This window comes from Sphingopyxis sp., from assembly GCF_035998965.1.
In the GTDB taxonomy this organism is placed as follows: domain Bacteria; phylum Pseudomonadota; class Alphaproteobacteria; order Sphingomonadales; family Sphingomonadaceae; genus Sphingopyxis.
Genome location: NZ_DASYHE010000062.1, coordinates 21,306 through 43,194 on the forward strand (window position 1 = coordinate 21,306; position 21,889 = coordinate 43,194).

Consider the following 21,889-nt stretch of genomic DNA (forward strand, 5'->3'; position numbering starts at 1 on the left):
CGCCATTCGGCGGCATATCCCGCGGCCTCCGATTAGCGATTTGGTAAGCAGTTCCGCCCTAGTGCGAACTACCAGCCACGCATCTGTAGTGGGCCGCGTGTCTGGACCAAGAGGGGTTAGACCATGCGAGGGACCGTTTTCAGCCGACTGCGGCTGGGTACCAACAGTCTGTTGCGCGACAAACGCGGCAACGCGATGATGCTGACGGCGGCGGCCATTGTACCCGTGCTCGGTATGATCGGCTCCGGGATCGACATCGGCCGCGCCTATATGGCGCAGCTGCGGCTGCAGCAGGCGTGTGACGCGGGCGTGCTGGCCGGTCGCCGCGCGCAGGCGGGCGGCACCTATACGGACGCGGCGAAGGCCGAGGCGAACAAGATGTTCGCATTCAACTATACCGCCGGCGCCTATGGCAGCACCGGCGTGACCTTTTCGTCGCAGGCTTTGAATGCGTCGGATGTCACCGGGTCGGCATCCGCCCGCCTTCCGACCGAGATCATGAAGATATTCGGGTTTGACGACTTCAACCTGGCCGTGACCTGCACCGCCAAACTGGAAGTGTCCAATACCGACATCATGATGGTGCTCGACGTGACGGGGTCGATGAGGAACGTCAATTCGGGCGACTCCGTAACCCGTTTGGAGGCGCTGCAGGCAGCGTCGATCGATTTTTTTGACACGCTCACCACTGCCGACATGGGCGATGGTCGCCTGCGGTTCGGCATCGTCCCTTACAGCAACACGGTAAATGTCGGCGCGATCCTGCTGGAAGAAAATCCAAGCTGGATCGCGGACCAGGTGGAAATGCCGACGCGTTTCCCGACCTTTATCGATGTGTGGGGCACCGGGACAACAACGACCGGGTCGCCCAGTGGCAGCACCTATCCAGGCAACCCCACGTCGGGCAGCAACTGGTCCGGCTGGTCCAACTTTGGAAGCGGCATCACGCAAGCCAATTGCAGCATTCCGACGCAGGCAGAAGGTGGAACAGCGAGCAAGTCGGGCGCCGCGCGCAGCACGCAGACCGACCAATATGTCGATGGCAACGGCAACCGCATTACCACGTCCAACGTCGAACAGGACTGGACCTACACGCGCTATGAATATCGCTGGAACACCGGCTCCAACCCCAATCGCTGCCAGCGCCGCACCAGACCGCACATCTATACCGAAACATCGCCCTCCACGCTGACGCAGCCGCCGGTGAAGCAGTTCAGCTATTTCACTTATAAAAATAGCAGCGAAGATGACGAAATGGACGTCAGTCCGGCCAAATATGGCAATCCGCTCACCTTCAAGACCGGTACGCGCGGCGTCGAAGAGACTTTCACTTGGGATGGCTGCATCATCGAGCGCGCGACCAAGCCGTTCGGTCCGACCAGTACCGCGCCGTCCGACGCCTATGATATGAACATCGATCTGGTTCCGACGTCCGATCCGCTGACGCAATGGCAGATGTTTCTGCCGGAATTTGCCTATAGCCGCAGTTCGCAGACGGAAACCACATCCAATGCCATAACGAACGTCAACAGTTTCGGCGATCAAGCGGATAGCGGTTCGGACACAGCTGCTTGCCCACCGCCAGCGATGCGGCTGACCACCATGACCGCTGCTGATCGCGACACATTTATCGACCGGATCGAAACCTTGCGACCACAAGGCTTTACCTATCACGACGTCGGAATGGTATGGGGCGCGCGGCTGTTGTCGCCGACGGGCATATTGGCGGGCGATAATGCGACCGCGCCGAACAACCGCCCGATCAACCGCCACATCGTGTTCATGACCGACGGCGAACCGACCGCGCCGCGCAACAATTTCTCGTTCCAGAGCGAGGAGCGCTCGACCGGCCGTATCGGGGCATCCAGCGACACCGATGCGGTCAACCGGCACACCAACCGCTTTCAGCAGATCTGCGCGCAGGCCAGGGGCAACAATACCACGATCTGGGTCGTCAGTTTTGGTACAAGCCTGACCACGAACCTGCGCAACTGCGCGTCGCCCGGCGCCGCCTATCAGGCGAATAACGCCGCGCAGCTCAACGAGCAGTTCCAGGCGATTGCCCGGCAGATTTCCAAGCTGAGGCTTTCGCAATGATCCGCCGGTTGATCATCAATCGCCGCGGCCTTGCGCGCGATCGCCGCGGCACGGCGATGGTCGAATTTGCCCTGACCGCACCGGTCTTTTTGCTGCTGCTGCTCGGCATCATCGATTATGGTTGGAAATTCTATGCCCAGCATGTGCTGCAAGGCGCCGTCAGCAATGCGGCCCGCGCCGCAACGCTGGAGGGCAATGCGCTGAATCAGGCTGGCCTTGATGCGTCCGTCCGGGAAAAGGTGCTGGTGGTATTCAAGGATGCACAAGTCAGCTTTTCGCGCAAAGCCTATGAAAGTTATGACGCAATCGGCAGGCCTGAGCCGTGGGTCGAAAAGTTGCCGGCGAACGGCGTCCGCGACGCCAACGAGTGTTTCACCGATCTGAACAACAACAATAGATATGATGATGACCGTGGTCTGGAGGGCAATGGCGGTGCCGAAGACGTCGTTCTTTATACCGTCAGCATGACCTTCACCAACGTGTTGCCGGTCTGGCGCATGCTGGGTCAGTCGGACCAGACGACGCTCCGATCGACCACTGTGCTGCGCAACCAGCCCTACAACAACAACACCGAAACAAGCAGGCCCATATGCCCATGACCGCTTTCCCTTTTTGGACAAAATTGGCTGTCCGCCGCATGGCGCGGCGTCGGCTCGCGCGCGACAACCGCGCGACCGTCTTGATCGAAATGGCTTTTTGCATTCCGCTGCTGGTCCTTGTCGGTTTTGGCGGAATCGAAATGGCCAATCTGGCCTTGGTCAACACCCGAATCAGCCAGATCAGCCTCAGCGCTGCCGACAATGCGTCGCGAATCGCGTTCGGCACCAATATGTCGCTGCCGCAGGTCCGCGAACTCGACATCAACGAGGTTTTCACTGGCGCCGAGGAGCAGGCGCGCGGGCTGAATCTGCGGGGGAGAGGGCGAATTGTCTTGTCCAGCCTGGAACGCAACGCCGATGGCGGCCAAACGATCAAATGGCAGCGCTGCTATGGCGACTTGCCGGTTCAGTCCCTCTATGGCCCCGCGGGTACTGGAGCCACCGGGACGGGATTTCCAGGCATGGGACCCGTCGGCAAGCGGGTGGTCGCGGTTCAGGGCACCGCGGTGATGGTGGTTGAACTCACCTACACCTACCAACCGATTGCCTATGGCAGCTGGCTGGGGCCAAAGACGATTCGGTCGGAGGCCGCGTATAATGTTCGTGAAGGACGCGATCTGACGCGCGTCTATCCGTCCGCGGGCGTGACGCCGTCGCTTTGCACCACGTGATGAACGCCGTCGTCTGACGAACAATCGGGCATTTATCGACGACGCAACGGCTGCTATCGCCCGCGCTCCATGACCGCCACCCATCCTCCCGACTCCCAGCTGCGTGGTTTTGTGGCGCTGCTGCCCGCTGCGGTGCGGCCCTATGCGCTGCTCGCACGGTTCGACCGGCCGATCGGCTGGTGGCTGCTCTATTGGCCCTGCGCTTTCGGGCTGGCGCTGGGTGGCGGCGCGGTCAGCCATTGGCCCCTGTTTTTGTGGCTGCTGCTCGGCGCGATCGCGATGCGCGGCGCAGGCTGCGTTTACAACGACATCGTCGATCGCGACTTGGACGCCAAAGTGGCACGCACCGCGTCGCGCCCGGTCGCCAGCGGCGCGGTTTCGGTGCGCAATGCTGCGCTATGGGCGGTGCTGCTGTCGCTGGTCGGCCTGCTCGTGCTGCTCCAATTGCCGTTGCCCGCGCAGATCGTCGCGCTCGCCAGCCTCATTCTGGTCGCCGGTTATCCCTTCATGAAGCGCATCACTTGGTGGCCGCAGGCGTGGCTGGGGCTGGTGTTCAGCTGGGGCGCGCTGGTTGCTTGGGTCGCGGTCGGCGGCGGCGGCGGTATGGCGCTACCCCTGCTTTACGCGGGCTGCATCGCGTGGGTGATCGGTTACGACACCATCTATGCATTGCAGGATATCGAGGACGATATGCTGATCGGGGTCAAGTCGAGCGCGCGCGCGATGGGGCGCCATGTGAAGGGCGGGGTCGCGCTATGCTATGGCTTTGCACTCGCTTGGTGGGGCGGCGCGTTGTGGGCGGTACGGCCCGATCCGCTGGTGCTGATCGCGCTGCTGCCCGCGGCAGTGCATCTGACGGGGCAGATCGTGACGCTCGATCCAACGAATGGCGAGGATGCGCTGGCGAAGTTCCGCAGCAACCGTTTTGCCGGGCTCCTGGTATTTGCCGCGATGCTGGTCGTCGGAATGGCGCCCTGATCACTCCGCCGCCAGCAGTTCCTCCGCCGCTCCCAGATCGACCGACACCAGCCGACTGACCCCCTTTTCGATCATCGTCACCCCGAACAGGCGGTGCATGCGCGCCATCGTCACCGCATTGTGGGTGACGATCAGATAGCGCGTGTTGGTCTCGCGCGTCATGCGGTCGAGCAGGTCGCAGAAACGTTCGATATTCGCGTCATCCAACGGCGCATCGACTTCGTCGAGGACGCAGATCGGCGCCGGGTTGGTCAGGAACAGGCCAAAGATCAGCGCGACTGCGGTGAGCGCCTGCTCGCCACCCGACAGCAGGGTGAGCGTACCAAGGCGCTTGCCGGGCGGCTGGGCCATGATCTCCAGCCCCGCTTCCAGCGGATCGTCCGAATCGACGAGTTCGAGATGCGCCTGGCCGCCGTCGAACAGGGTCGTGAACAGGCGCTGAAAATGGCCGTTGACGGTCTCGAACGCGGCGAGCAGGCGGACGCGGCCCTCGCGGTTGAGGTTGCCGATCGATCCGCGCAGGCGGTGGACGGCTTGCGTCAGCTCCTCGATCTCTGCGGTGCTCTTTTCGCGCTCGGCGTCGAGTTCGACCAGTTCGTCGGCGGCAACGAGGTTGACCGGGCCGAGTCGTTCGCGCTCGGCGATCAGCCGGTCGTGCAGCGCGGACTCTTGGGTCGCGTCCGACACGCTCTCACCGTCGAACCCGACCTTTTGCGGCAACAGCGGCGGTGGACATTCAAAGCGTTCGCCCGACAGGCGGCCCATCTCGATGCGGCGCAGCTCGGCATTTTCGGATCGCGCGATCGCACCCGCACGGGTTTCGCGCGCCGCGGCGACACGCTCGCGGATGGCACTCAGTGCGGTTTCGGCCTCGCGCAGCGCGGCTTCTGCGGCGCGCTCCTGTGCTTCCGCCGCCGCGACCTTGTCGCGCAGCGCAGCTTGCTGCGCTTCGGCGGCGGCGCGCTGTTCGGCGAGCTTGGCCGGGACGTCGGCGAGCTTGGCGGCTTCGGCAGTGAGCGCATCGGCGCGCTTGTCCATCTCGGTCACCCGCCGCGCCGCTTCACCCGCCCGGGCCTTCCAGCTCTTGATTTCAGCGCTTACGACCGCTTGCCGCTCGCTCAGGCTGGCGAGGCTGCGTTCGTGCGCGGCGAGGGCTTCGCGGGCGCTGTTGGCGTCGCCTCGCGCGCGTTCGGCGACCTGTTCCTCGGCATCGAGTGCGGCGCGCGCGATGCTGTCATCGGGGAGCGCGGCAAGCGCCGCTTCCTGCACGGCCAACGCCTCGGCAGCTTCTTTTGCCGCATCAGCGATCTCGGCGAGCCGCCGGTCGAACAGCGCCGTGGCATCGCGATGCCGATCGAGCGCAGCCTGCGCCTGATCGGCGGCGCGCAGCGCCGTGCGACGCGCTTCGTCGGCCTGCGCCAGCGCCTTGCGCGCCGCGGCGGCGGCTTCGGTCAGCTCGGCGGCTTTGGCGGCGGTGGCATCGCGCCGGTCGCGCAATTCCTGCACGCCCAGCTCGACTTGCGGGCGCTGCGCCGCCAGCGCGTCGAGGCGGTTCTGGCGTTGCAGGCGCTCGGTCGCGGTGGCGCCGTCGCCGCGCGCGACAAAACCGTCCCAGCGGCGCATCACGCCATCGGTCGTCACAAGCCGCTGGCCGACCGCGAGCGGCTGGCCGCTGTCGGTGTCGGCGACGGCAACTTGCGCCAAGCGGCGCGCGAGTGCGGCCGGCGCTGTCACGAATTGCGCGAGCGGCTGGGTACCGGTCGGCAGCGCGGGATCGTCGGCTCGCGTCTCAGCGCCGCCCCAGCTGCGCGCTGCGCCGCCGTCGGTCCCGGCGTCGAGATCATCGCCCAAAGCAGCGGCGAGCGCGGCCTCATAGCCCGGCGTGACGCGCAACTGGTCGAGGATGCGGTCTTCGTCGCGACGCCCGGCGGCCAGGGCGCGTTCGAGTGTCGCCGCTTCGCCGTCGAGCGCAGCGAGTGTGGTACGCGCTTCGGCCAGTCCGGCTTCGATGCCTGCCAGATCGGCGGCGGTCGCTTCGCGGTCGGCTTCGGCGTTTTGCAGTGCGGTTTCGGCGGCGGCAATCGCGGCTTCGGAGGCTTCGGCGGCCGTCACGCTGTCGGCATGGGTCGCTGCGAGCGCGGCGCTGTCGCCCAGCGCGGCGATTTCGGCCTCTACCCGCACCTTGTCGCTCGCGATGCGGCGGACCGTGGCGTCGGCGCTGTCGCGCGCCGATACCGCAATGCGGCGATCGGCGGCCTCGCTCGCGGCCTTGGCACGCGCCTGTGCCAGCGCAACCTCGGCGTCGCGGAGGCGCGCCTGCGCCGCGAGATTGGCGTCGGCGAGCGCCGCCTTGCCCGCGTCGTGCGCGGCGATGGCCTGCGCCAGGGATTTGGTTTCCGTATCGAGCGCGGTCAGCGCGCCATGCGCTTCGCGGGCCAGCTCGCCTTCGCGATCCCGGTCGTCGGCGAGGCGCGCCTGCTGCGCCGCCAGATCGTCGAGGCGCTGACGCGCGGCGCGCTCTTCGCCCTGCAAGCGGACCTGCGTCGCGGTTGCTTCGGCCAGCGCGTCGCGCTGCGCCTGCGCATCTTGGCGCGCGGCGGCGACCCGCGTGGCGACCTCGGTCTGCGCGGCAGAGACGGTTTCCAGCTCGTGCTGCGCGGTTTTGACCGCCGCCTCGGCGGCATCCGAGTCACGGCGCGCCTGATCGGCGGCGGCGGCGGCATCGCGCCAGCGTGCGTAGATCAGTCGCCCCTCGGCGATGCGGATGTCATCGCTCAGCTTCTTGTATTTCTCCGCCGCGCGCGCCTGCCGCCGCAGTGCATTGGCGCGTACCTCCATGTCGGCGGTGATTTCGGACAGCCGCGTCAGGTTGGTTTCGGTCGCGCGCAATTTCTGCTCGGCATCCTTTCGGCGGACATGCAGCCCGGCGATCCCGGCGGCTTCTTCCAGCATCGCACGGCGCTCGGTCGGTTTGGCGGCGATGACATTGGCGATCTTGCCCTGGCTGACCAGCGCGGGGCTGTGTGCGCCGGTTGCCGCGTCGGCAAAGATCAGCGCGACGTCCTTGGCGCGCACGTCGCGGCCATTGGCGCGATAGGCGCTGCCGGTACCGCGCTCGATACGGCGGATGATTTCCAGGTCGTCGCCGTCGCCGCCATCGGACAGCCCCGCGACGAGGGCGCCTTCGGTGTCGCAATGGAGTGCGACCTCGGCAAAATCTCGCGCCGGGCGCGATGCGGTGCCGGCAAAGATGACATCTTCCATGCCGCCGCCGCGCATCGATTTGGGGCTGGATTCGCCCATCACCCAGCGGATCGCCTCCAGCAGGTTCGATTTGCCGCAGCCATTGGGACCGACGACGCCGGTGAGCCCGGGCTCGATGCGCAGTTCGGTGGGTTCGACGAAGGATTTGAAACCGGTCAGGCGCAGGCGTTTTATCTGCACGGAATGGCCCCGTGCAGGTCAGCGAATCGCGGATGGTGCAACGCTGCTGTCACATTTCCCCCTGCCAGCCGTCATGCCGTGCGGGCGGGGGAGTCGCAAGGGGCAGATATCGATCCTCCCTGTGGCGACGCCATGGGGAGGTGGCAGCGCGAAGCGCTGACGGAGGGGCTTTGGCGCTGGCGTCGCTGCCCCTCCACCACCGCCTGCGGCGGCGGTCCCCCTCCCCACCGCTTCGCGGCAGGGAGCATTGCATATTTTCAGCGCGCGCCCATCGTGCGCAGGCGGTCGCGGAGCGGACCCCAGGTGTTGATGCCTTCGACGACCTGGCCGTTGAGCACAAAGGTCGGGGTGCCGGTGATCTGATATTTCTCGACCCCGGCATTGGTGCCCTTTTCGATCGCCGACACATTGTCGACCTTGCTCAGGCACGCCTGGATGGTCGCGGCGGGGACGCCGCGCTGCTGGTAAAATTGATCGATGCCCCAGCCCTTGGCGAGCGCGGTGAAGCGCTGTTCGGGGGGCAGCTGCATGGCGGCCTCGATCCCCGGCTGCGGCTTCTGCGCCCCGGCGATGAACGCCTCATGCTCAAGGAAGGTCGCGTCGGCGAGCGGGAAGAAACGGTCGGGGCCGGCGCATTTTGCAATGGCTCCGGCGATGGCATCGACCGGATGCAGCATGAACGGGGTCAGCTTGTACGACACACGGCCGGTGTCGACGAAATCGCGCTTCAGCTCATCGTGCGAATCCTTGGTGAACTGGGCGCAATGGCCGCAGGTAAAGGCGCCAAATTCTTCGAGCTTGATCGGCGCGTCGGGGTTGCCCATCACCACCCCGTCGCCGTCGAAGCTGACGACCTGCGACCAGCTCTTGCCTGCGGGCGCCGCCACCTTGGCGACGACATCCTGTTCCTTGGTGGTGTCGCTGGCGCCGCCGCCGCAACCGGCCAAGGCGAGCGCGCCGAGCGAAGAGAGAAGGGCGGTACGAAGCGATGCGGTCATGATATGCTGTTCTCCGGAAACAAGATGGCAGGCTTTTACGATCCCTTGATCGCGAGGTCGAGTTTCGATTTGAGCGCCGGCCAGGCGACGACTTCGGCGTTGCGGCCGTTGATGAAAAAGGTCGGGGTACCGCCGACGCGATCGGCGCTGCGTCCGATATTGGTCATCCCGGTGAGTTCGGCCTGTGCCACCTCGCTATCGAGCGCGGCGTCGAGCTGCGCCTGCGTATAGCCGCGCGCGCGCATCAGCGCGGTGAGGCCCGTATCGGCGGCGATCTTGCGCGCGCGTTGGCCAGTGGTGCCTTCGAACCAGCTGGTCTTCTGGGCGTCGGTGGCGTTCTTCACCTTGGCCGTCCACGTATCGAAAGCAGCAAAAATCGCCTGATGATTGCGCGCGAAGGCGGCAGGACCGCCACAGCGTGCGAGCAGCGCCGCCGTCATGTCGAACGGGTCGCGCACCAGATTGCGATATTCGAACAGGACCAGCCCGCGGTCGATATACTGCGTCTTGAGCGGCGCCGAGCCCAGCTTTGCGAAGTCGGCGCAGACGTGGCAGGTGTAGCTGAAATATTCGACCAGCCGGATTTTGGCCGCGGGGTTGCCGACGACATGCGCACCGATCGGGCTGGTGGTCACGGTCGCGGACCACAGTTTCGCCTTGGTAGGCGTCGCGGCGATCAAGGTCAGTGCGGCGCCCGACAATGCCAGTACCGCAGTACGGCGATCGAGCGGGGAATCGTCATATGCGGCCATCGTCGGCGGGTCTTTCTTCAACTGATCCGGGGAAGTTTGGGTGCGGCGGCCAGTCCTGCCGCCATGCGTTCGAGCACGGTGCGCAGTTCCGGGTCGCCAATGTCGCGCAGGCTGTCCCCCAGCTCGGCGGGTACGGGTTTGAGCATGGCTGGTGGCTGAACGGGCGCGGCGGGGGTGACGTGGCCATGCGTCATCCGCACCTGCGCGACCGCGGCATAGCCAAAGAAGCGGTTGACCGCGGCGATGATGTCGGGGGCGAAATGCTGCAACATCGGGGCGTGCGCGCCGCTGATCGTCAGGTGCAGCGTGCCGCCTGCTTTCGCGCCGACCGGAAAGCGGATCATCGCGGGCTGGGTCACATCGGCGAGCCGGTCGCCGACGATCTCGCGCCAGCGGCTGACCACCGAGCTTTGGATGAAACCGAATTTGCGAAAGGCGGCGCGGCCGATTTCGGGGACAAGGTCGGAAATCATACGCGCCTCGCCGCCGCGCGGACGTTCATAGACGCGCGGCGCGGGCTTGGCGGGCTTTTTCGCCCCGCCTTTCGCCTTGGCCTTCTTGGTCGGCCCGTCGTCTCCCGCGTCTTTCGTCATCGCGGGTGCCATGCCATAGGCGGGGGGTGAGCGTCCAGACTTCCGACATCGATGAGGTTAGCGCGCGCGATTTCGCGCCGCGGTTGCTGGCGTGGTACGACCGCGCCGCGCGGGTGCTGCCGTGGCGGATCGCGCCGGGCAGCGGCGCAGTGCCTGATCCCTATCGCATCTGGCTGGCCGAAGTCATGTTGCAGCAGACCACCGTCGCGGCGGTTGCAGCCTATTTTGCGCGCTTTACTGAACGCTGGCCGACGGTTGCCGATCTGGCGGCGGCGGAGGACGCCGATGTCATGGCGGCGTGGGCGGGGCTCGGCTATTACGCCCGCGCCCGTAATCTGCTCGCCTGCGCGCGGGCGGTGGTTGCCGAGCATGATGGGCGCTTTCCCGATAGCGAGGCGGCTTTGCGCGCGCTGCCGGGGATCGGTGACTATACCGCGGCATCGGTCGCGGCGATTGCCTTTGGCCGACCGGCGGTCGTCATCGATGCCAATATCGAGCGTGTGATCGCGCGCCACCGCCTGATCGAAACCCCGCTACCGCTCGCCAAACGCGAGATTCGTGCGGCGTTGGCACCGCTGGTGCCGCCGGATCGCCCGGGCGATTTTGCGCAGGCGCTGATGGATCTGGGCGCGACTATCTGCACCCCGCGCGGCCCCGCGTGCGCAATCTGCCCGCTGCTGGCCGATTGCCGCGCGCGCGGGCGCCCCGATATCGAGCGCTTGCCGCTCAAGCCGCCCAAGAAAGCGAAGCCGCATCGCCACGGGCTGGCGCATTGGATCGAGCGCGACGCGCAGGTGTGGCTCGTCCGCCGCCCCGACAAAGGCATGCTCGGCGGGATGCGCGCGCTGCCGGGAGGCGAATGGACCGATGCGCGCCCGAGCGAGTCGGGCATCGCCGAGGTCGACCATGGCTTCACCCATTTTGACCTGACGCTGAAACTCGTCCGCCGCGAACCTCCCCCCGAAACCCGCGATGCCGCAGCGGAAGGCATATGGTGGCCGATCTCGGACCTTGACGCGGCGGGGCTGCCGACGCTCTATCGCAAACTGATCGACAAGATGCTGGAGAGAGACGGATGAACATGATGGTTTCGCGCCGCGCGCTGCTGGGCGGTCTGGCGCTGGGTGGCAGTGCCGCGCTGCTGCCGCGCGCTGCCTTCGCGTGGAAGGAAAGCGGCGCACAGCTTTACCCCGCGACCCACGCTTTCATCAAAGGCTTCGTCGACCGCCGCGAACTCGCCGGTACCCTCGCCGCGATCGGCAAGGGACAGGCGCCCGCCGACTTTTTCGGCGCCGGGGTGCAATCGATCAGCGATGCGGTGCCGGTCGGCCCCGACACATTATGGCGGCTCTATTCGATGACCAAGCCGGTGACCGGCATCGCCGCGATGCTGCTGATCGAAGACGGCAAGATGAAACTCGACCAGCCGATCGCCGATTTCCTGCCCGCTTTCGCCCAAATGCAGGTGCAGGTTACCCCCGACGGGTCGATCATCGACCTGCGCCCCGCCAAGACACAGATTACGGTGCGCCATCTGCTCACCCATACCGCGGGGCTTGGCTACAACATCATTCAGAAAGGCCCGATCAAAAAAGCCTATGATGACAATGGTATCGTCGGGGGGCAGGCGAGCCGGATGGCGCTGCCGGGCTTTGCTGATGTGAAAGCCGCGCCGAGCTTGGCGGTGATGGCGGATCGACTCGCGGCGCTGCCGCTTGTTTATGAACCCGGCACCAAATGGAGCTATTCGATCAGTCTCGACCTGCTCGGCCGGGTCATCGAGGTGGTGTCGGGGCAGCCGTTCGACGCGTTTTTGAAGGCGCGGCTGTTCGATCCGCTGGGGATGACGAGCACCGGCTTCATGGTCGAGGCCAAGGACGTCGGGCGGTTCACCAGCAATTACGCGGCGTTCGGCGGCGCGTTGATCCCGTTCGACCCGGCGACCAGCTCGATCTATCTCGACCCGCCCCCTTATCCCTTTGGCGGGGGTGGGCTGGTGTCGAGCGCGCGCGATTATGACCGCTTCCTCGCGATGCTGCTGGGCGAAGGCGAGACGGACGGCAAACGGGTCATGAAGGTCGAGACGGCGCGCCTTGCGATGTCGAACATGCTGAGCGATGCTGTCGATCGCAAGGGCACCTTCGTCGATGGCCAGGGCTTTGGCGCCGGGGGGCGGGTGTCACTGCCAAGCTCACCCGGCGGCGAGGGATTGTTCGGCTGGGCGGGCGCCGCGGGAACGATCGGATTTGTCCACCGCAAACTTGGTTACCGCGTCGGCGGCTATACGCAGATCATGCCCCCCGAAACCGTGTCGTTCCAGGCAAAGTTCGGTGAGACGGTGATGAAGGATGTGATGGCCTGATGCCGCTCCCGCTGGGTTTCACCGGGGCGTGGCTGGACCGCGCCGACCAGCTGCGCAGTGATACCGCGAAGTTCGCAGCCGCCGCCGCCGATCCGCGCGCGCGCTGTCTGGCGCTCGACGGGATCGATTTCGTGCCGGGCGAGGGCGGGGGGCTGCGCTGGGACGCGCTTGATCTCGCGGACGACCGCGCGCTGCTGCTGCTCGGCCTCGACGAAGGGGGCATTCCGCATTTCGTTCGCGAAGCAGCGCCGGGTGGGCGCATCGACGCGCGCTCACGCACCGTCATGCGCCTGCTGCCCTTGTTGTCGGGGCCGGAAGCGGCGCTGTACGGCGGGGCGCGTAGCCTGATCGACTGGCACGCGCGGCATCGCTTCTGTGCGGTGTGCGGATCGCCGACCGACGTATTTCGCGCCGGCTGGGGGCGCCGCTGCGGCAGCTGCAACGCCGAACATTTCCCGCGTGTCGATCCGGTCGTGATCATGCTCGCCGAGTGCGACGGGCGGGTGCTGGTCGGGCGGCAGGGCGGCTTTCCGCCAGGCTTTTTCTCAGCGCTGGCAGGGTTCGTCGAACCCGGCGAATCGCTGGAGGAGGCGGTGGCGCGCGAATTGTTCGAGGAGGCGGGGATTCGCGTTGCCGACGTAACCTATGTGGCGAGCCAGCCGTGGCCCTTTCCGTCATCGCTGATGATCGGCTGCCGCGCCGTGACCAGCGATCCGGCACTGACGCTCGATACGACCGAGATCGAGGCGGCGATGTGGGTCGACAAGGCCGAGGTGCGCGCCGCGCTGGCGGGTGACATGGGGGCGCCGTTCCTGGCGCCGCCGCCACTGGCGATCGCGCGTTATCTGCTGGAGGATTGGGCGGGATAGATCCTCCCTGTGCCGCAGGCATGGGGAGGGGGACCGTTCGCGAAGCGAATGGTGGAGGGGCCTTGCGACGGTAGCGCCAAAGCCCCTCCGTCAGCGCTTCGCGCTGCCACGTCCCCATGGCTTTGCCACAGGGAGGAAGTTTAGATTAAATCCGCCGCCCGGTAATCCGGCTGATTTCCTTCGCCACCATCGCCTCGACCAGCGACGGCAAATTGCTGTCGAGCCAGTCTTTCAGCATCGGGCGCAGTGCGTCGAGGACGACGTCCTCCATCGTGCGGCCCGCAGCGGCAGGCGCCGCAACCGTCGCGGCGGCAACGGCGGGTGCGATCGCGGCGGTCAAGGCTTCGAGCGATTGGCGCGCCGCATCGGCGCTGGCTTCGGATACCAGCTCGTCAGCCGCCGCAGCGGTTCCGGCGCCGTTGTCATCTTCTTCGTCCTGGAGGTCCAGAATGTCGTCGGCTTCGGGGACGCGGATTTCGCGCGCGGCACCGGGGGCTTCATCGCGTGCGATCACGCGCCTGATCGACGACAAGATATCTTCCATCGATGGTTCCCGCGACATATCGCCCATAACCAACCCCCTAAACCATCGCGATTACCGGATGGTTAACTATGCTCTTACCGATTGGGGGCGTGTTTTGCCAAGCCTTATTGTCGCGGCAGCGCGGGCGGGCCAACCGGAACGCTCGCGGTCGCGGCGGGAACGGCGCGGGTGTCGGTCGCCTGTTGCTGCGGCGCGGGATCGTCGGCCCAGTCAGAGATCTGACCTTTGACGCGGTTGTAGTTGACCTCTGGGTCATAAAGCGCGCCGCCTTCGATCCCCAGATCGCGGGCCTCAGCCTTGCCCATCGCGGCGAGGACCGAGAAGGCGGCGACATAGGAGTTGCGCTGCGCCGACACCAGCTGGACCTGCGTGTTCAGATATTCCTGCTCGGCGTTCAAAATGTCGAGGATCGACCGGGTGCCGACACTGTTTTCGGCGCGCACGCCCTCCAGCGACAGGCCGTTGGCGCTCACCGCTTGCTGCGTCGCGGCGATGATCTGCTCATTGGCGCGCCACGCGGCATAGGCGCCGCGGGTCTGGGCGATGACGCTGCGTTCGACCTCGACGTAATTTTCGATCGCCTGGCTGGTGCGCGACTGCGCTTGGCGCACCTGCGCCGACGGGCGGCCGCCCTGAAAGATCGGGATTGACAGGGACAATCCGGCCGAGGCGCTTTTCGTGACATTCTCGGACGTCGGATCGTTCACCGAATTCAGGTTGTTGTTGTACCCGCCGCTGGTCGTCGCCGACAGCTTGGGCAGGCGGCTGGCGCGCGCGACGCCGATGTCGGCGCGGCTGGCGTTGACGATCTGGTTCGCGGCTTCGATGTCGGGATTACTGATCAGCGCGATCGCGACCGCCTCGTCGGGCGAGGCGGGCAGGTTCGGCAGCTGCGGCGGCTGTTCCAGATCGACGGGCGCCTCGCCGACCAGGCGGGTGTAGGATTCGCGGCTGGCGACCAGGTTCGCCTCGGCGGTGCGCAGATCGCCTTCGGCGAGCGCGAGACGCGCCTCTGATTGCGCGACGTCGGTGCGGGTCAGGTCGCCAATTTCGAAGCGGTCGCTCGTCGCCTGCAAATTGGTGCGCAGCACCGCGACATTTTTCTGGTTGAGCTGGACGATCGCCTGATCGCGGATGACGTCCATATAGGCGCCGACGGTCTGGGCAAAAATGCTCGCCTCGGTCGCGCGAAGGTCCGCTTGGCCCGCCTCGACGCGAAATTTGGCGGCCTTGACGGCGTTGCGTACCGCGCCGCCTTGATAGATCGGTACCGACAGCTGGCCGCCGACGCTGACGAAGCGCTTGGGCGAGAAAAAGCTGTTGCCCGGGATCACCAGATTTTCCTGATAATCGACCCCGACGCCAACATTCGGCAGGCCGCTCGCTTTCTGGATTGGGACATTTTCATCGTTCGCGCGCTGTCCGGCGCGCGCCGCGGTCAGCGTCGGGTTGTTTTCATACGCCTTCGCCAGCGCCTCCTGCAAAGTTTCGGCCTGCGCCGCCGACGACAGGGTCAAGGCGCCGACGGCCAGACCGGCAAGCCAGCGGGCGCGGGGGAGAGGCCGTTTCTTATCGGTATCGAGCATCGTCATGTCAGCCTGAAACAGGGAGGGAAATGGCTTTTAGAATGTAAAGCCCGCCGGCGCGGCAAAGCCGGGCAGCGGCGCGACGTCCATGTCGGCAAAGCTGCGCAGCGTGATCGCATCGCCCGCCTTGACCCCCTGGACCAGCCGCGTCACCGCGCCGTCGGGACGCGCGGCGACCAGGCGGCCGCCTTCGGCCAATTGCGCGGTGAGCGCGTCTGGCAGCGTTTCAATCGCGCCTTCGACCAGGATGCGTTCGAACGGCGCGGCGCTCGGCGCGCCCGCGCTTAGAGGTCCGGCGACCCAATGGATATTGGCGTCGGCGGTCGCCGACTGCGCGATCGCCATCAGTTCAGCCTGTTCCTCGACCGCATGAACTTCGGCGCCGAGCCGCGCGAGCAGCGCCGCAGTATAGCCGGTCGCGCTGCCGATCAGCAGCACGCGCTGGCCGGGGCGGATCGCGGCGGCCACCAGCATCCGACCGGTGACCAGCGGTGGGTTGAGCGCGCGGCCGTGGCCCAGCGCGATCGCGCGGTCCATATAGGCGACGCTCGTCAGATGGGCGGGCACATGCGCCTCGCGCGGTACCGCCGCCATCGCGCCGACCACCGCCGCGTCGATGACGTCGTTGGTACGCAGCTGGCTGTCGATCATGGCAGAGCGCATGTCCGCCGCGGTGATTTCGCTAAACTTGGTCGCCATCAGCCTTTTCCGATTCCCTGGGGGCATGAACCTGTGCGGGGCAGCTCTAGCCCAACCCATGCTGTATTGCAATAGTAATACAGCATCTGTCCGCATAGACGCGCATAGCGGGCAACGCCAGCGCCGCCAACCCCGCATCATGGGCGCAGCGCGGTGCGCGGGCGAATCCTTGACAAGGCGGCGAAACCCCCTCACTAGCGGCGCCGTCCAACCCCCGGCCCATCCTTCAGGGATGCGGTTATTTGGCATGAGGCCCGATGGCGGAGTGGTGACGCAGCGGATTGCAAATCCGTGCACGCCGGTTCGATTCCGGCTCGGGCCTCCAATACCCTGTCAGCAGACGGTTGCTGATGGTTGAAAAACCCCTAGTTTTCTGCTAGTTATGGGGCATTCACTGATTGCCGGTGATGGTCCCTGATTGCCCGTAATTATGGCTGTTGGGGGCTTTTTTTGGGGCAGCCGAGGCCCCCAAATTTGCGAGGCCCCCAAATGGCTCTGACCGATGCGGCGATCCGACACGCCAAGCCAAGAGAGAAGCCCTACAAGGTTGCGGATGCAAAAGGTCTGTACCTCCAGGTCAACCCGAGCGGCAGTAAGCTGTGGCGGGTGAAATATCGCATCAATGGAGTTGAGCGGAAGTTGGCACTCGGCTCGTATCCCGAGATCAGTTTGGCCGAGGCGCGGGAAGCACGTGACGCCGCCCGCAAGCAGATAGCGCATTCGATCGATCCAAACTTCACCAAGCGGGAAGCGAGAATTGAAGCGGCTGTGCGCGCTCGCAACAGTTTCGCGCATGTGGCCGACGATCTGATCCAGAAGAAAACTCGCGAAGGTCTGGCCGCGCCGACGCTGAAAAAGATGCGTTGGTTCGTAAAGCTGCTCGGTCCTGAATTCGGCAGGCGTCCTATCACCGACATCACCCCGCATGAGATTTTGCATGAACTCCGCAAGCATGAGCGTCGGGGTCGGCTGGAAACAGCAAATCTCCTGCGGTCGTTCGTCAGTCGTGTCTTCCGTTATGCCGTGGCGACCGCGCGCGCGGACCGCGACCCTGCGCATCTATTGATCGGCGCGCTGACCATTCCGAAGGTGAAGCATTTTCCTGCAATTACGGAACCCGTGGCGTTCGGCGGATTACTGCGCGCGATCGATGATTATCAGGGTGATCCGGCCGTCATGGCGGCCTTGAAGCTAACGCCGCATTTGTTCCAGCGTCCCGGCGAGATGCGCCAGATGGAATGGAGCGAGATCGATTTTGACAAGGCGGTCTGGACGATCCCGGAGGGCAAGATGAAGATGCGCCAGCCGCATGCCGTGCCCCTTTCGCGGCAGGCGCTGGCTATCCTTGCGGACATGCGGATCCTCTCGGGTTCCGGCCAATATGTCTTTCCGTCGGTTCGCACGCGGTCCCGGCCCATCAGCGACAACACGCTGAACGCCTCGCTGCGGAGAATGGGATTTCCGAAGGACCAGATGACGGCGCATGGATTTCGCACCTCCGCATCATCGCTTCTCAACGAATCGGGCTATTGGAATCCCGACGCGATCGAACGGGCACTTGCGCACGCGGTCGGCGGCACAATACGTCGTATTTACAATCAGTCAGCCTATTGGGCCGAACGCGTCGAAATGGCCCAATGGTGGAGCGACTATCTCGACGATCTGCGTGAAGGAGGAAACCGATGCCCGTCGCCGAGACCTCAGCTTCGACCGGCGTATGGCATCGGCCGGCCGATGCACATCGGAGCCTCGCGCGGATTGCCGCTCGCCTCTTATACGCCAAGGACAAGGAGGAGCTGGGGTTAGAAGAAGTCGACCGCGTCGCGGTCGCCATCGAGCGCGCGGTCAGGCGCCGATTCCTGATCCTGGCTACGTCATTCCTGCTCTGCATTCTGCTTTTGTTGCTCCTTCTGGTCGTCTGGGGCGCGGCGGCATTGAATGGAGATGACATGGGTCGGGCCGCTTCTGTTGCGGCGATCGCCCTGCTCGCGATTGCGGCCTGCGTTGCGGCGTACTGGCGGCATTTTCAGTACGGATTGGGGATCGCCGAGAAAAAGCGAGCTCCCCTCTACGGTAGTAGCCGCCGTTCAACCGTCGAAACGCTCGAGAAGCTCTTCGACTATCTCGGTCGCCGAACCGGGCCTGCAGCCTATTACTACGACCGCGGAGGCAGGCGGCATCCAATCCACCGCCGCCACTTTTACGGACGGCTGCGCGGCTTGCTGTTGTCCGAAGTCGCCAGCGACCGCGCGATCGTGCTCCCACCGCATGGCTTCTGGTTCAGCGCTCAGATCTTCGTCGATGCTGAGCCGGAGGACGTAATTCAAGCTCTGAAGGTCCGGCCCAGTAGCGGGGGGCGCCCGAAGGAATATGATTATGCGGCAATGCTGCTCGCCTTGATCGAGCACCCGACGCTTCGCGCGATCGATCCGGACGAATATCGCGCCGAAAGCAAGATCATGGATCTCATCAGAGATCGCTGCGAACCGAGCGACGAGCACGGTAACGATATTCCCGTTCCGGAGAACACGCGACTGCGGCAATTTGCGAAGGACATCGTCGCGGCAGTAAAAATAAATCGGGGCGCCGGCTAGATCGGAGCTTCGGGAGATACCGAAAACTCGCCGAAAAGCGCCAAAATCATTAGGACGCAGTTACCGAAATTTCCAACCGCTCGCAGATTTGCGCGGGTTCGGGTTACCGGACGACGCATGCGCAATCATGTGCAACCTGAGCTGTCTCCCACCAACAATCGTCACACACGGAGACCCTCATGGAACCTCTCGTCCTTTCGATCAACGAAACCGCCAAGGCGCTCGGCATTGGCCGGTCGTCTGTGTACGCCCTCATTAAATCGGGATCGCTCGACGCGATCAAGATCGGTACGCGCACCTTGCTGACGACAGAATCGATCCGGCGCCTGGCTCAATCCGACAGATGATATAGTCGGCGGCAAAACCGCCGATTTTCTTCGCAACATTAAAACAGGAAACACAAAGCCGAGTTCAAATGGAGCGCGGCCTGAAATGAGCGCGCACTGGCGGCGGCAGGCTGCCGCCAGAGATCGCGCGTTTTTGCGGTAGGCCGCGCAGCGCTCTCGGCTCGCTGATCTTGGCGGGGCGGCGGCTAAGCCCAAGCCCGCACGCACGCCGCCCCGCCTGCGGCTTCGCCAAGGGCGCGTCTGTTGTCCGATGTTGACGCCGCGCTGACCGCACGGCGGCGTTGCCGGGTTTGCCGGCCACGGACTGCGTGTCGTTCGGCGCACGGCTATGGGACCGCTCGGCCGTCGCGCAAGCCGGGCGATGCCCGGCTCTTCCACTTCGTTGCAGCCCTTCGGGTGCGCGCCGGCCTTTGGCGCGGTCCCGTCGCCTTTTCTCGCCGCCCGCCCCGCCGTCCGGGGCCGGGTGTGGTGAGAAAAGGAAGAAAGTCATGAAGCTGGATTTCATTGATCTGGGCAACCTGTCCATCGCAGCCGCCAACATGCGCGGGAAGGGGAAAGACCCCGACGTCGCAGACCTTATGCCGAGCATCCGCGCGCGGGGCGTGCTCGTTCCGCTGCTGGTCCGTCCGAACTGCTCGGAAGGCCATTACGAGATTGTCGCGGGGCGTCGGCGTTTTACCGCCGTGGGCGCGGTGGTGCGCGAGGGTGGGGCAGTTCGGCCCATTCCCTGTGCCATTCTCGACGAGGGCGACGACGCCGATGCGCTTGAAGCCTCGATGCTCGAAAATCTCGCACGGGTGCAGCCCGACGAGGTCAGTCAGTGGGAGGCGTTCGTCGCGCTCGTGAAAGCGGGGCGGTCGGTCGAAGAGGTCGCGGACAGCTTCGGGTTCGAGCCGCGCGCGGTGAAGCGCATCCTTGCGCTCGGCAACTTGCTCCCCCGCATCCGCACCCTCTATCGCGGCGGCGAGATCGATGCGGGCACCGTCCGGCATCTGACCCTGCATCGAAGACCCAGCAGAAATCGTGGCTGGCGCTGTTCGACGATGAAGGGGTTTATTGCCCGAGCGGCCATCAGCTGAAAGCATGGCTGTTCGGCGGCACCGCCATCGCGGTCAAGCACGCGCTGTTCGATATCGAGGAAGCGAAGCTTGCTGTCGTGTCCGACCTGTTCGGCGAGGACAGCTTCTTTGCCGACGCCGATGCCTTCTGGTCGGCGCAGACCGCCGCCATCGAAGCGCGCAAGGCCGCCTATCTCGAAGCGGGGTGGTCCGATGTGGTCATCATGGCGCGCGGCGACTGGTTCCGGTCCTGGGATTATGCCCATGCGGGCAAGCGCAAGGGCGGACGCATCTATGTCGAGGTTCGCGAGAGCGGCGAGGTGAGCTTCCACGAAGGGTTCGTCACGACCAAGGAAGCGAAGCGGCTTTCGGGCGGCGGTGGGAGGGGCGAGGGCGATGCCGTGATCGCCAAGCCCGTTCGTCCAGAAGTGTCGGGTCCGCTCAATGCCTATATCGACCTTCATCGCCATGCGGCGGTGCGCGCCGATCTGGCAGGGCATGGCGGCGTTGCGCTGCGGGCGATGCTCGCGCATGTCATCGCGGGTGCCGACCTCTGGAGTGTCGATGTCGAGGCCCAGCGCGCGCCGAAGGAAGATATCGCCGAGAGCGTGGAGACATCTTCGGCTGAAACGGCGTTCGACCTCAAACGCCGCGCGGTGCTGGCGGTGCTCGGGTTCGACGAGGAAGCGTCCACCGTCACGGGAAGGCCGATGAACCGGCCCCCTTTTGCCCCACTATTCGCGCGGCTGCTCGAACTTCCCGATCCGGTGGTGCTGGAAGTTGTGGCGATTGTCATGGGCGAGACGCTGCAGGCGGGAAGCGAGGCGGTGGAGATGATCGGACTTCATCTGGGCACCGACATGCGCCAGCACTGGTCGGCGGACGCGGCGTTCTTCGACCGGCTTCGCGACCGCGAAGTGCTGCTCGCCATCGTCGGCGAGGTCGCGGGACCGGAGGTTGCCGCAGCGAACGCCGGTGAGAAGGGCAAGGCCTTGAAGGCCATTGTCTCCGATTGCCTTGAGGGGGCCAACGGTCGGGGCAAGGCCGAACCATGGGTGCCGCAATGGATGGCCTTTCCACCGTCGGCCTACACAACGCGCGGAGGGGTGGGCAGCGTGAAGTCGGCGGCGAGTGTCCGCCATGAGCTTGCGGTCAGCGCCGAGGGCGAGCTCGCGGAAGCCAACGAGGGCGATGGCGAGGAGCATCCGCCTCTCGCAGCCTGAGAACATGGGGCGGGCGGCTTCGGTCGCCTGCCTTTTTTCGCGCGGGGGAATTGACGCGCCGGTCTCGACCGGCGCGGCGTAGTTTATCCCGCGCGCGCCGCTGCCGCAAACGGCAGCGGCGCGCGCCCATAAAAAGGAAAAGCGGCGCGAAGAGTCCTTCGCGCCGCCCGACGATGGTGGTGATCATCGCCCCCCACCCCCGACGCAGGCTTTAGGTCGCATGGCCCGCGCCGACGGAGAATCGCTTCGATCTGGATATGGCCATTGCGTGTTACCGAATAGCGAAATGCGATAAGACGTTACGGAATCTTCGCTCCAGACCCTGCGACGTTGGGTTTCGGCATGATCGACGGCTCAGAATAGGACCGCGGCGAGGCCACACGTTAACGCCACAAACGGGAGCCGGACCTTTATGAGGCGGTTGGGAGCGGTTGCCGCCACCCCGATGCCTCATCATGCCGGTCAATCCAAAAGA

At 65.2% G+C, this 21,889-nt stretch carries 18 protein-coding genes and 1 tRNA gene; 12 read left to right on the top strand and 7 right to left on the bottom strand.

The features are described 5' to 3' along the window. Positions 1-123 precede the first annotated feature (123 nt). The 4 genes from VGN68_RS11600 to ubiA all read left to right on the top strand — a co-directional run bounded on the left by VGN68_RS11600 (position 124) and on the right by ubiA (position 4,345). Positions 124-2,097 carry a TadE/TadG family type IV pilus assembly protein gene (locus VGN68_RS11600; RefSeq protein ID WP_327476795.1) on the top strand — a complete coding sequence of 658 codons (1,974 nt, stop codon included), beginning with the start codon at positions 124-126 and terminating at the stop codon, positions 2,095-2,097. Next, on the top strand, positions 2,094-2,696 hold the full coding sequence (locus VGN68_RS11605; RefSeq protein ID WP_327476797.1) for a TadE/TadG family type IV pilus assembly protein: 603 nt from the start codon (positions 2,094-2,096) through the stop codon (positions 2,694-2,696). Before VGN68_RS11600 ends, VGN68_RS11605 begins: the two co-directional genes overlap by 4 nt. A 38-nt stretch (positions 2,697-2,734) precedes the next feature. After that, on the top strand, positions 2,735-3,367 hold the full coding sequence (locus VGN68_RS11610) for a hypothetical protein (protein WP_327476799.1): 633 nt from the start codon (positions 2,735-2,737) through the stop codon (positions 3,365-3,367). Between the two features lie 69 nt (positions 3,368-3,436). Further along, a complete protein-coding gene (gene ubiA / locus VGN68_RS11615) occupies positions 3,437-4,345 on the top strand; it encodes a 4-hydroxybenzoate octaprenyltransferase (RefSeq protein WP_327476801.1) in 909 nt (302 codons plus the stop codon). Here ubiA and smc read toward each other — a convergent pair whose 3' ends face one another. The 4 genes from smc to VGN68_RS11635 form a co-directional block, all read right to left on the bottom strand. Beyond that, positions 4,346-7,789: a chromosome segregation protein SMC gene (gene smc / locus VGN68_RS11620; protein WP_327476803.1), complete on the bottom strand. Its 3,444-nt coding sequence runs from the start codon at positions 7,787-7,789 to the stop codon at positions 4,346-4,348. It abuts the gene before it with no gap. 257 nt (positions 7,790-8,046) lie between these two features. Continuing rightward, positions 8,047-8,787, bottom strand: coding sequence for a thioredoxin domain-containing protein (locus VGN68_RS11625; protein WP_327476805.1), 741 nt, complete (start codon positions 8,785-8,787; stop codon positions 8,047-8,049). A gap of 35 nt (positions 8,788-8,822) precedes the next feature. Then, positions 8,823-9,539: a thioredoxin domain-containing protein gene (locus VGN68_RS11630; protein WP_327476807.1), complete on the bottom strand. Its 717-nt coding sequence runs from the start codon at positions 9,537-9,539 to the stop codon at positions 8,823-8,825. Positions 9,540-9,556: 17 nt separating this feature from the next. Then, positions 9,557-10,132 (bottom strand): DUF721 domain-containing protein, encoded by a 576-nt coding sequence (locus tag VGN68_RS11635; protein ID WP_327476809.1) that lies wholly within the window; start codon positions 10,130-10,132, stop codon positions 9,557-9,559. 26 nt (positions 10,133-10,158) lie between these two features. Here VGN68_RS11635 and VGN68_RS11640 point away from each other — a divergent pair, with 26 nt between their 5' ends. The 3 genes from VGN68_RS11640 to nudC are packed head-to-tail and all read left to right on the top strand — an operon-like array spanning position 10,159 to position 13,363. Continuing rightward, positions 10,159-11,211 carry an A/G-specific adenine glycosylase gene (locus tag VGN68_RS11640; RefSeq protein WP_327476811.1) on the top strand — a complete coding sequence of 351 codons (1,053 nt, stop codon included), beginning with the start codon at positions 10,159-10,161 and terminating at the stop codon, positions 11,209-11,211. Continuing rightward, positions 11,208-12,494, top strand: a complete 1,287-nt coding sequence (locus tag VGN68_RS11645; RefSeq protein WP_327476813.1) for a serine hydrolase domain-containing protein — start codon at positions 11,208-11,210, stop codon at positions 12,492-12,494. The genes VGN68_RS11640 and VGN68_RS11645 overlap by 4 nt, the downstream gene beginning before the upstream one ends. Beyond that, on the top strand, positions 12,494-13,363 hold the full coding sequence (gene nudC, locus VGN68_RS11650) for an NAD(+) diphosphatase (RefSeq protein ID WP_327476816.1): 870 nt from the start codon (positions 12,494-12,496) through the stop codon (positions 13,361-13,363). The genes VGN68_RS11645 and nudC overlap by 1 nt, the downstream gene beginning before the upstream one ends. A gap of 145 nt (positions 13,364-13,508) precedes the next feature. On the opposite strand, the gene VGN68_RS11655 is transcribed toward nudC, so the two are convergent. From VGN68_RS11655 to VGN68_RS11665, 3 genes are all read right to left on the bottom strand, one after another. Continuing rightward, a complete protein-coding gene (locus VGN68_RS11655) occupies positions 13,509-13,907 on the bottom strand; it encodes a DUF2497 domain-containing protein (RefSeq protein WP_327476818.1) in 399 nt (132 codons plus the stop codon). A gap of 104 nt (positions 13,908-14,011) precedes the next feature. After that, a complete protein-coding gene (locus VGN68_RS11660; RefSeq protein ID WP_327476820.1) occupies positions 14,012-15,493 on the bottom strand; it encodes a TolC family outer membrane protein in 1,482 nt (493 codons plus the stop codon). 36 nt (positions 15,494-15,529) lie between these two features. Then, positions 15,530-16,192: a protein-L-isoaspartate O-methyltransferase gene (locus VGN68_RS11665; protein WP_327476822.1), complete on the bottom strand. Its 663-nt coding sequence runs from the start codon at positions 16,190-16,192 to the stop codon at positions 15,530-15,532. Positions 16,193-16,443: 251 nt separating this feature from the next. Here VGN68_RS11665 and VGN68_RS11670 point away from each other — a divergent pair. The 5 genes from VGN68_RS11670 to VGN68_RS11690 all read left to right on the top strand — a co-directional run bounded on the left by VGN68_RS11670 (position 16,444) and on the right by VGN68_RS11690 (position 21,414). Further along, a tRNA-Cys gene (locus tag VGN68_RS11670) sits at positions 16,444-16,517 on the top strand. A gap of 164 nt (positions 16,518-16,681) precedes the next feature. Then, entirely contained in the window at positions 16,682-17,998 is a 1,317-nt protein-coding gene (locus tag VGN68_RS11675; RefSeq protein ID WP_327476824.1) for a tyrosine-type recombinase/integrase, read from the top strand. Positions 17,999-18,965: 967 nt separating this feature from the next. After that, positions 18,966-19,133, top strand: coding sequence for a helix-turn-helix domain-containing protein (locus tag VGN68_RS11680; protein ID WP_054731595.1), 168 nt, complete (start codon positions 18,966-18,968; stop codon positions 19,131-19,133). A 488-nt stretch (positions 19,134-19,621) separates the two neighbouring features. Then, positions 19,622-20,212: a ParB/RepB/Spo0J family partition protein gene (locus VGN68_RS11685; protein WP_327476830.1), complete on the top strand. Its 591-nt coding sequence runs from the start codon at positions 19,622-19,624 to the stop codon at positions 20,210-20,212. A gap of 77 nt (positions 20,213-20,289) precedes the next feature. Next, the gene (locus VGN68_RS11690) at positions 20,290-21,414 is read left to right on the top strand and encodes a chromosome partitioning protein ParB (protein WP_327476832.1); all 1,125 of its coding nucleotides are present in this window, start codon (positions 20,290-20,292) and stop codon (positions 21,412-21,414) included. Positions 21,415-21,889: the final 475 nt, after the last annotated feature.

Coding starts and splice junctions, on each gene's coding strand:
- VGN68_RS11600 (WP_327476795.1), top strand. CDS start 124: ATGCGAGGGACCGTTTTCAGCCGACTGCGGCTGGGTACCAACAGTCTG.
- VGN68_RS11605 (WP_327476797.1), top strand. CDS start 2,094: ATGATCCGCCGGTTGATCATCAATCGCCGCGGCCTTGCGCGCGATCGC.
- VGN68_RS11610 (WP_327476799.1), top strand. CDS start 2,735: ATGGCGCGGCGTCGGCTCGCGCGCGACAACCGCGCGACCGTCTTGATC.
- ubiA (WP_327476801.1), top strand. CDS start 3,437: ATGACCGCCACCCATCCTCCCGACTCCCAGCTGCGTGGTTTTGTGGCG.
- VGN68_RS11625 (WP_327476805.1), bottom strand. CDS start 8,787: ATGACCGCATCGCTTCGTACCGCCCTTCTCTCTTCGCTCGGCGCGCTC.
- VGN68_RS11630 (WP_327476807.1), bottom strand. CDS start 9,539: ATGGCCGCATATGACGATTCCCCGCTCGATCGCCGTACTGCGGTACTG.
- VGN68_RS11635 (WP_327476809.1), bottom strand. CDS start 10,132: ATGACGAAAGACGCGGGAGACGACGGGCCGACCAAGAAGGCCAAGGCG.
- VGN68_RS11645 (WP_327476813.1), top strand. CDS start 11,208: ATGAACATGATGGTTTCGCGCCGCGCGCTGCTGGGCGGTCTGGCGCTG.
- nudC (WP_327476816.1), top strand. CDS start 12,494: ATGCCGCTCCCGCTGGGTTTCACCGGGGCGTGGCTGGACCGCGCCGAC.
- VGN68_RS11655 (WP_327476818.1), bottom strand. CDS start 13,907: ATGGAAGATATCTTGTCGTCGATCAGGCGCGTGATCGCACGCGATGAA.
- VGN68_RS11660 (WP_327476820.1), bottom strand. CDS start 15,493: ATGCTCGATACCGATAAGAAACGGCCTCTCCCCCGCGCCCGCTGGCTT.
- VGN68_RS11665 (WP_327476822.1), bottom strand. CDS start 16,192: ATGGCGACCAAGTTTAGCGAAATCACCGCGGCGGACATGCGCTCTGCC.
- VGN68_RS11675 (WP_327476824.1), top strand. CDS start 16,682: ATGGCTCTGACCGATGCGGCGATCCGACACGCCAAGCCAAGAGAGAAG.
- VGN68_RS11680 (WP_054731595.1), top strand. CDS start 18,966: ATGGAACCTCTCGTCCTTTCGATCAACGAAACCGCCAAGGCGCTCGGC.
- VGN68_RS11685 (WP_327476830.1), top strand. CDS start 19,622: ATGAAGCTGGATTTCATTGATCTGGGCAACCTGTCCATCGCAGCCGCC.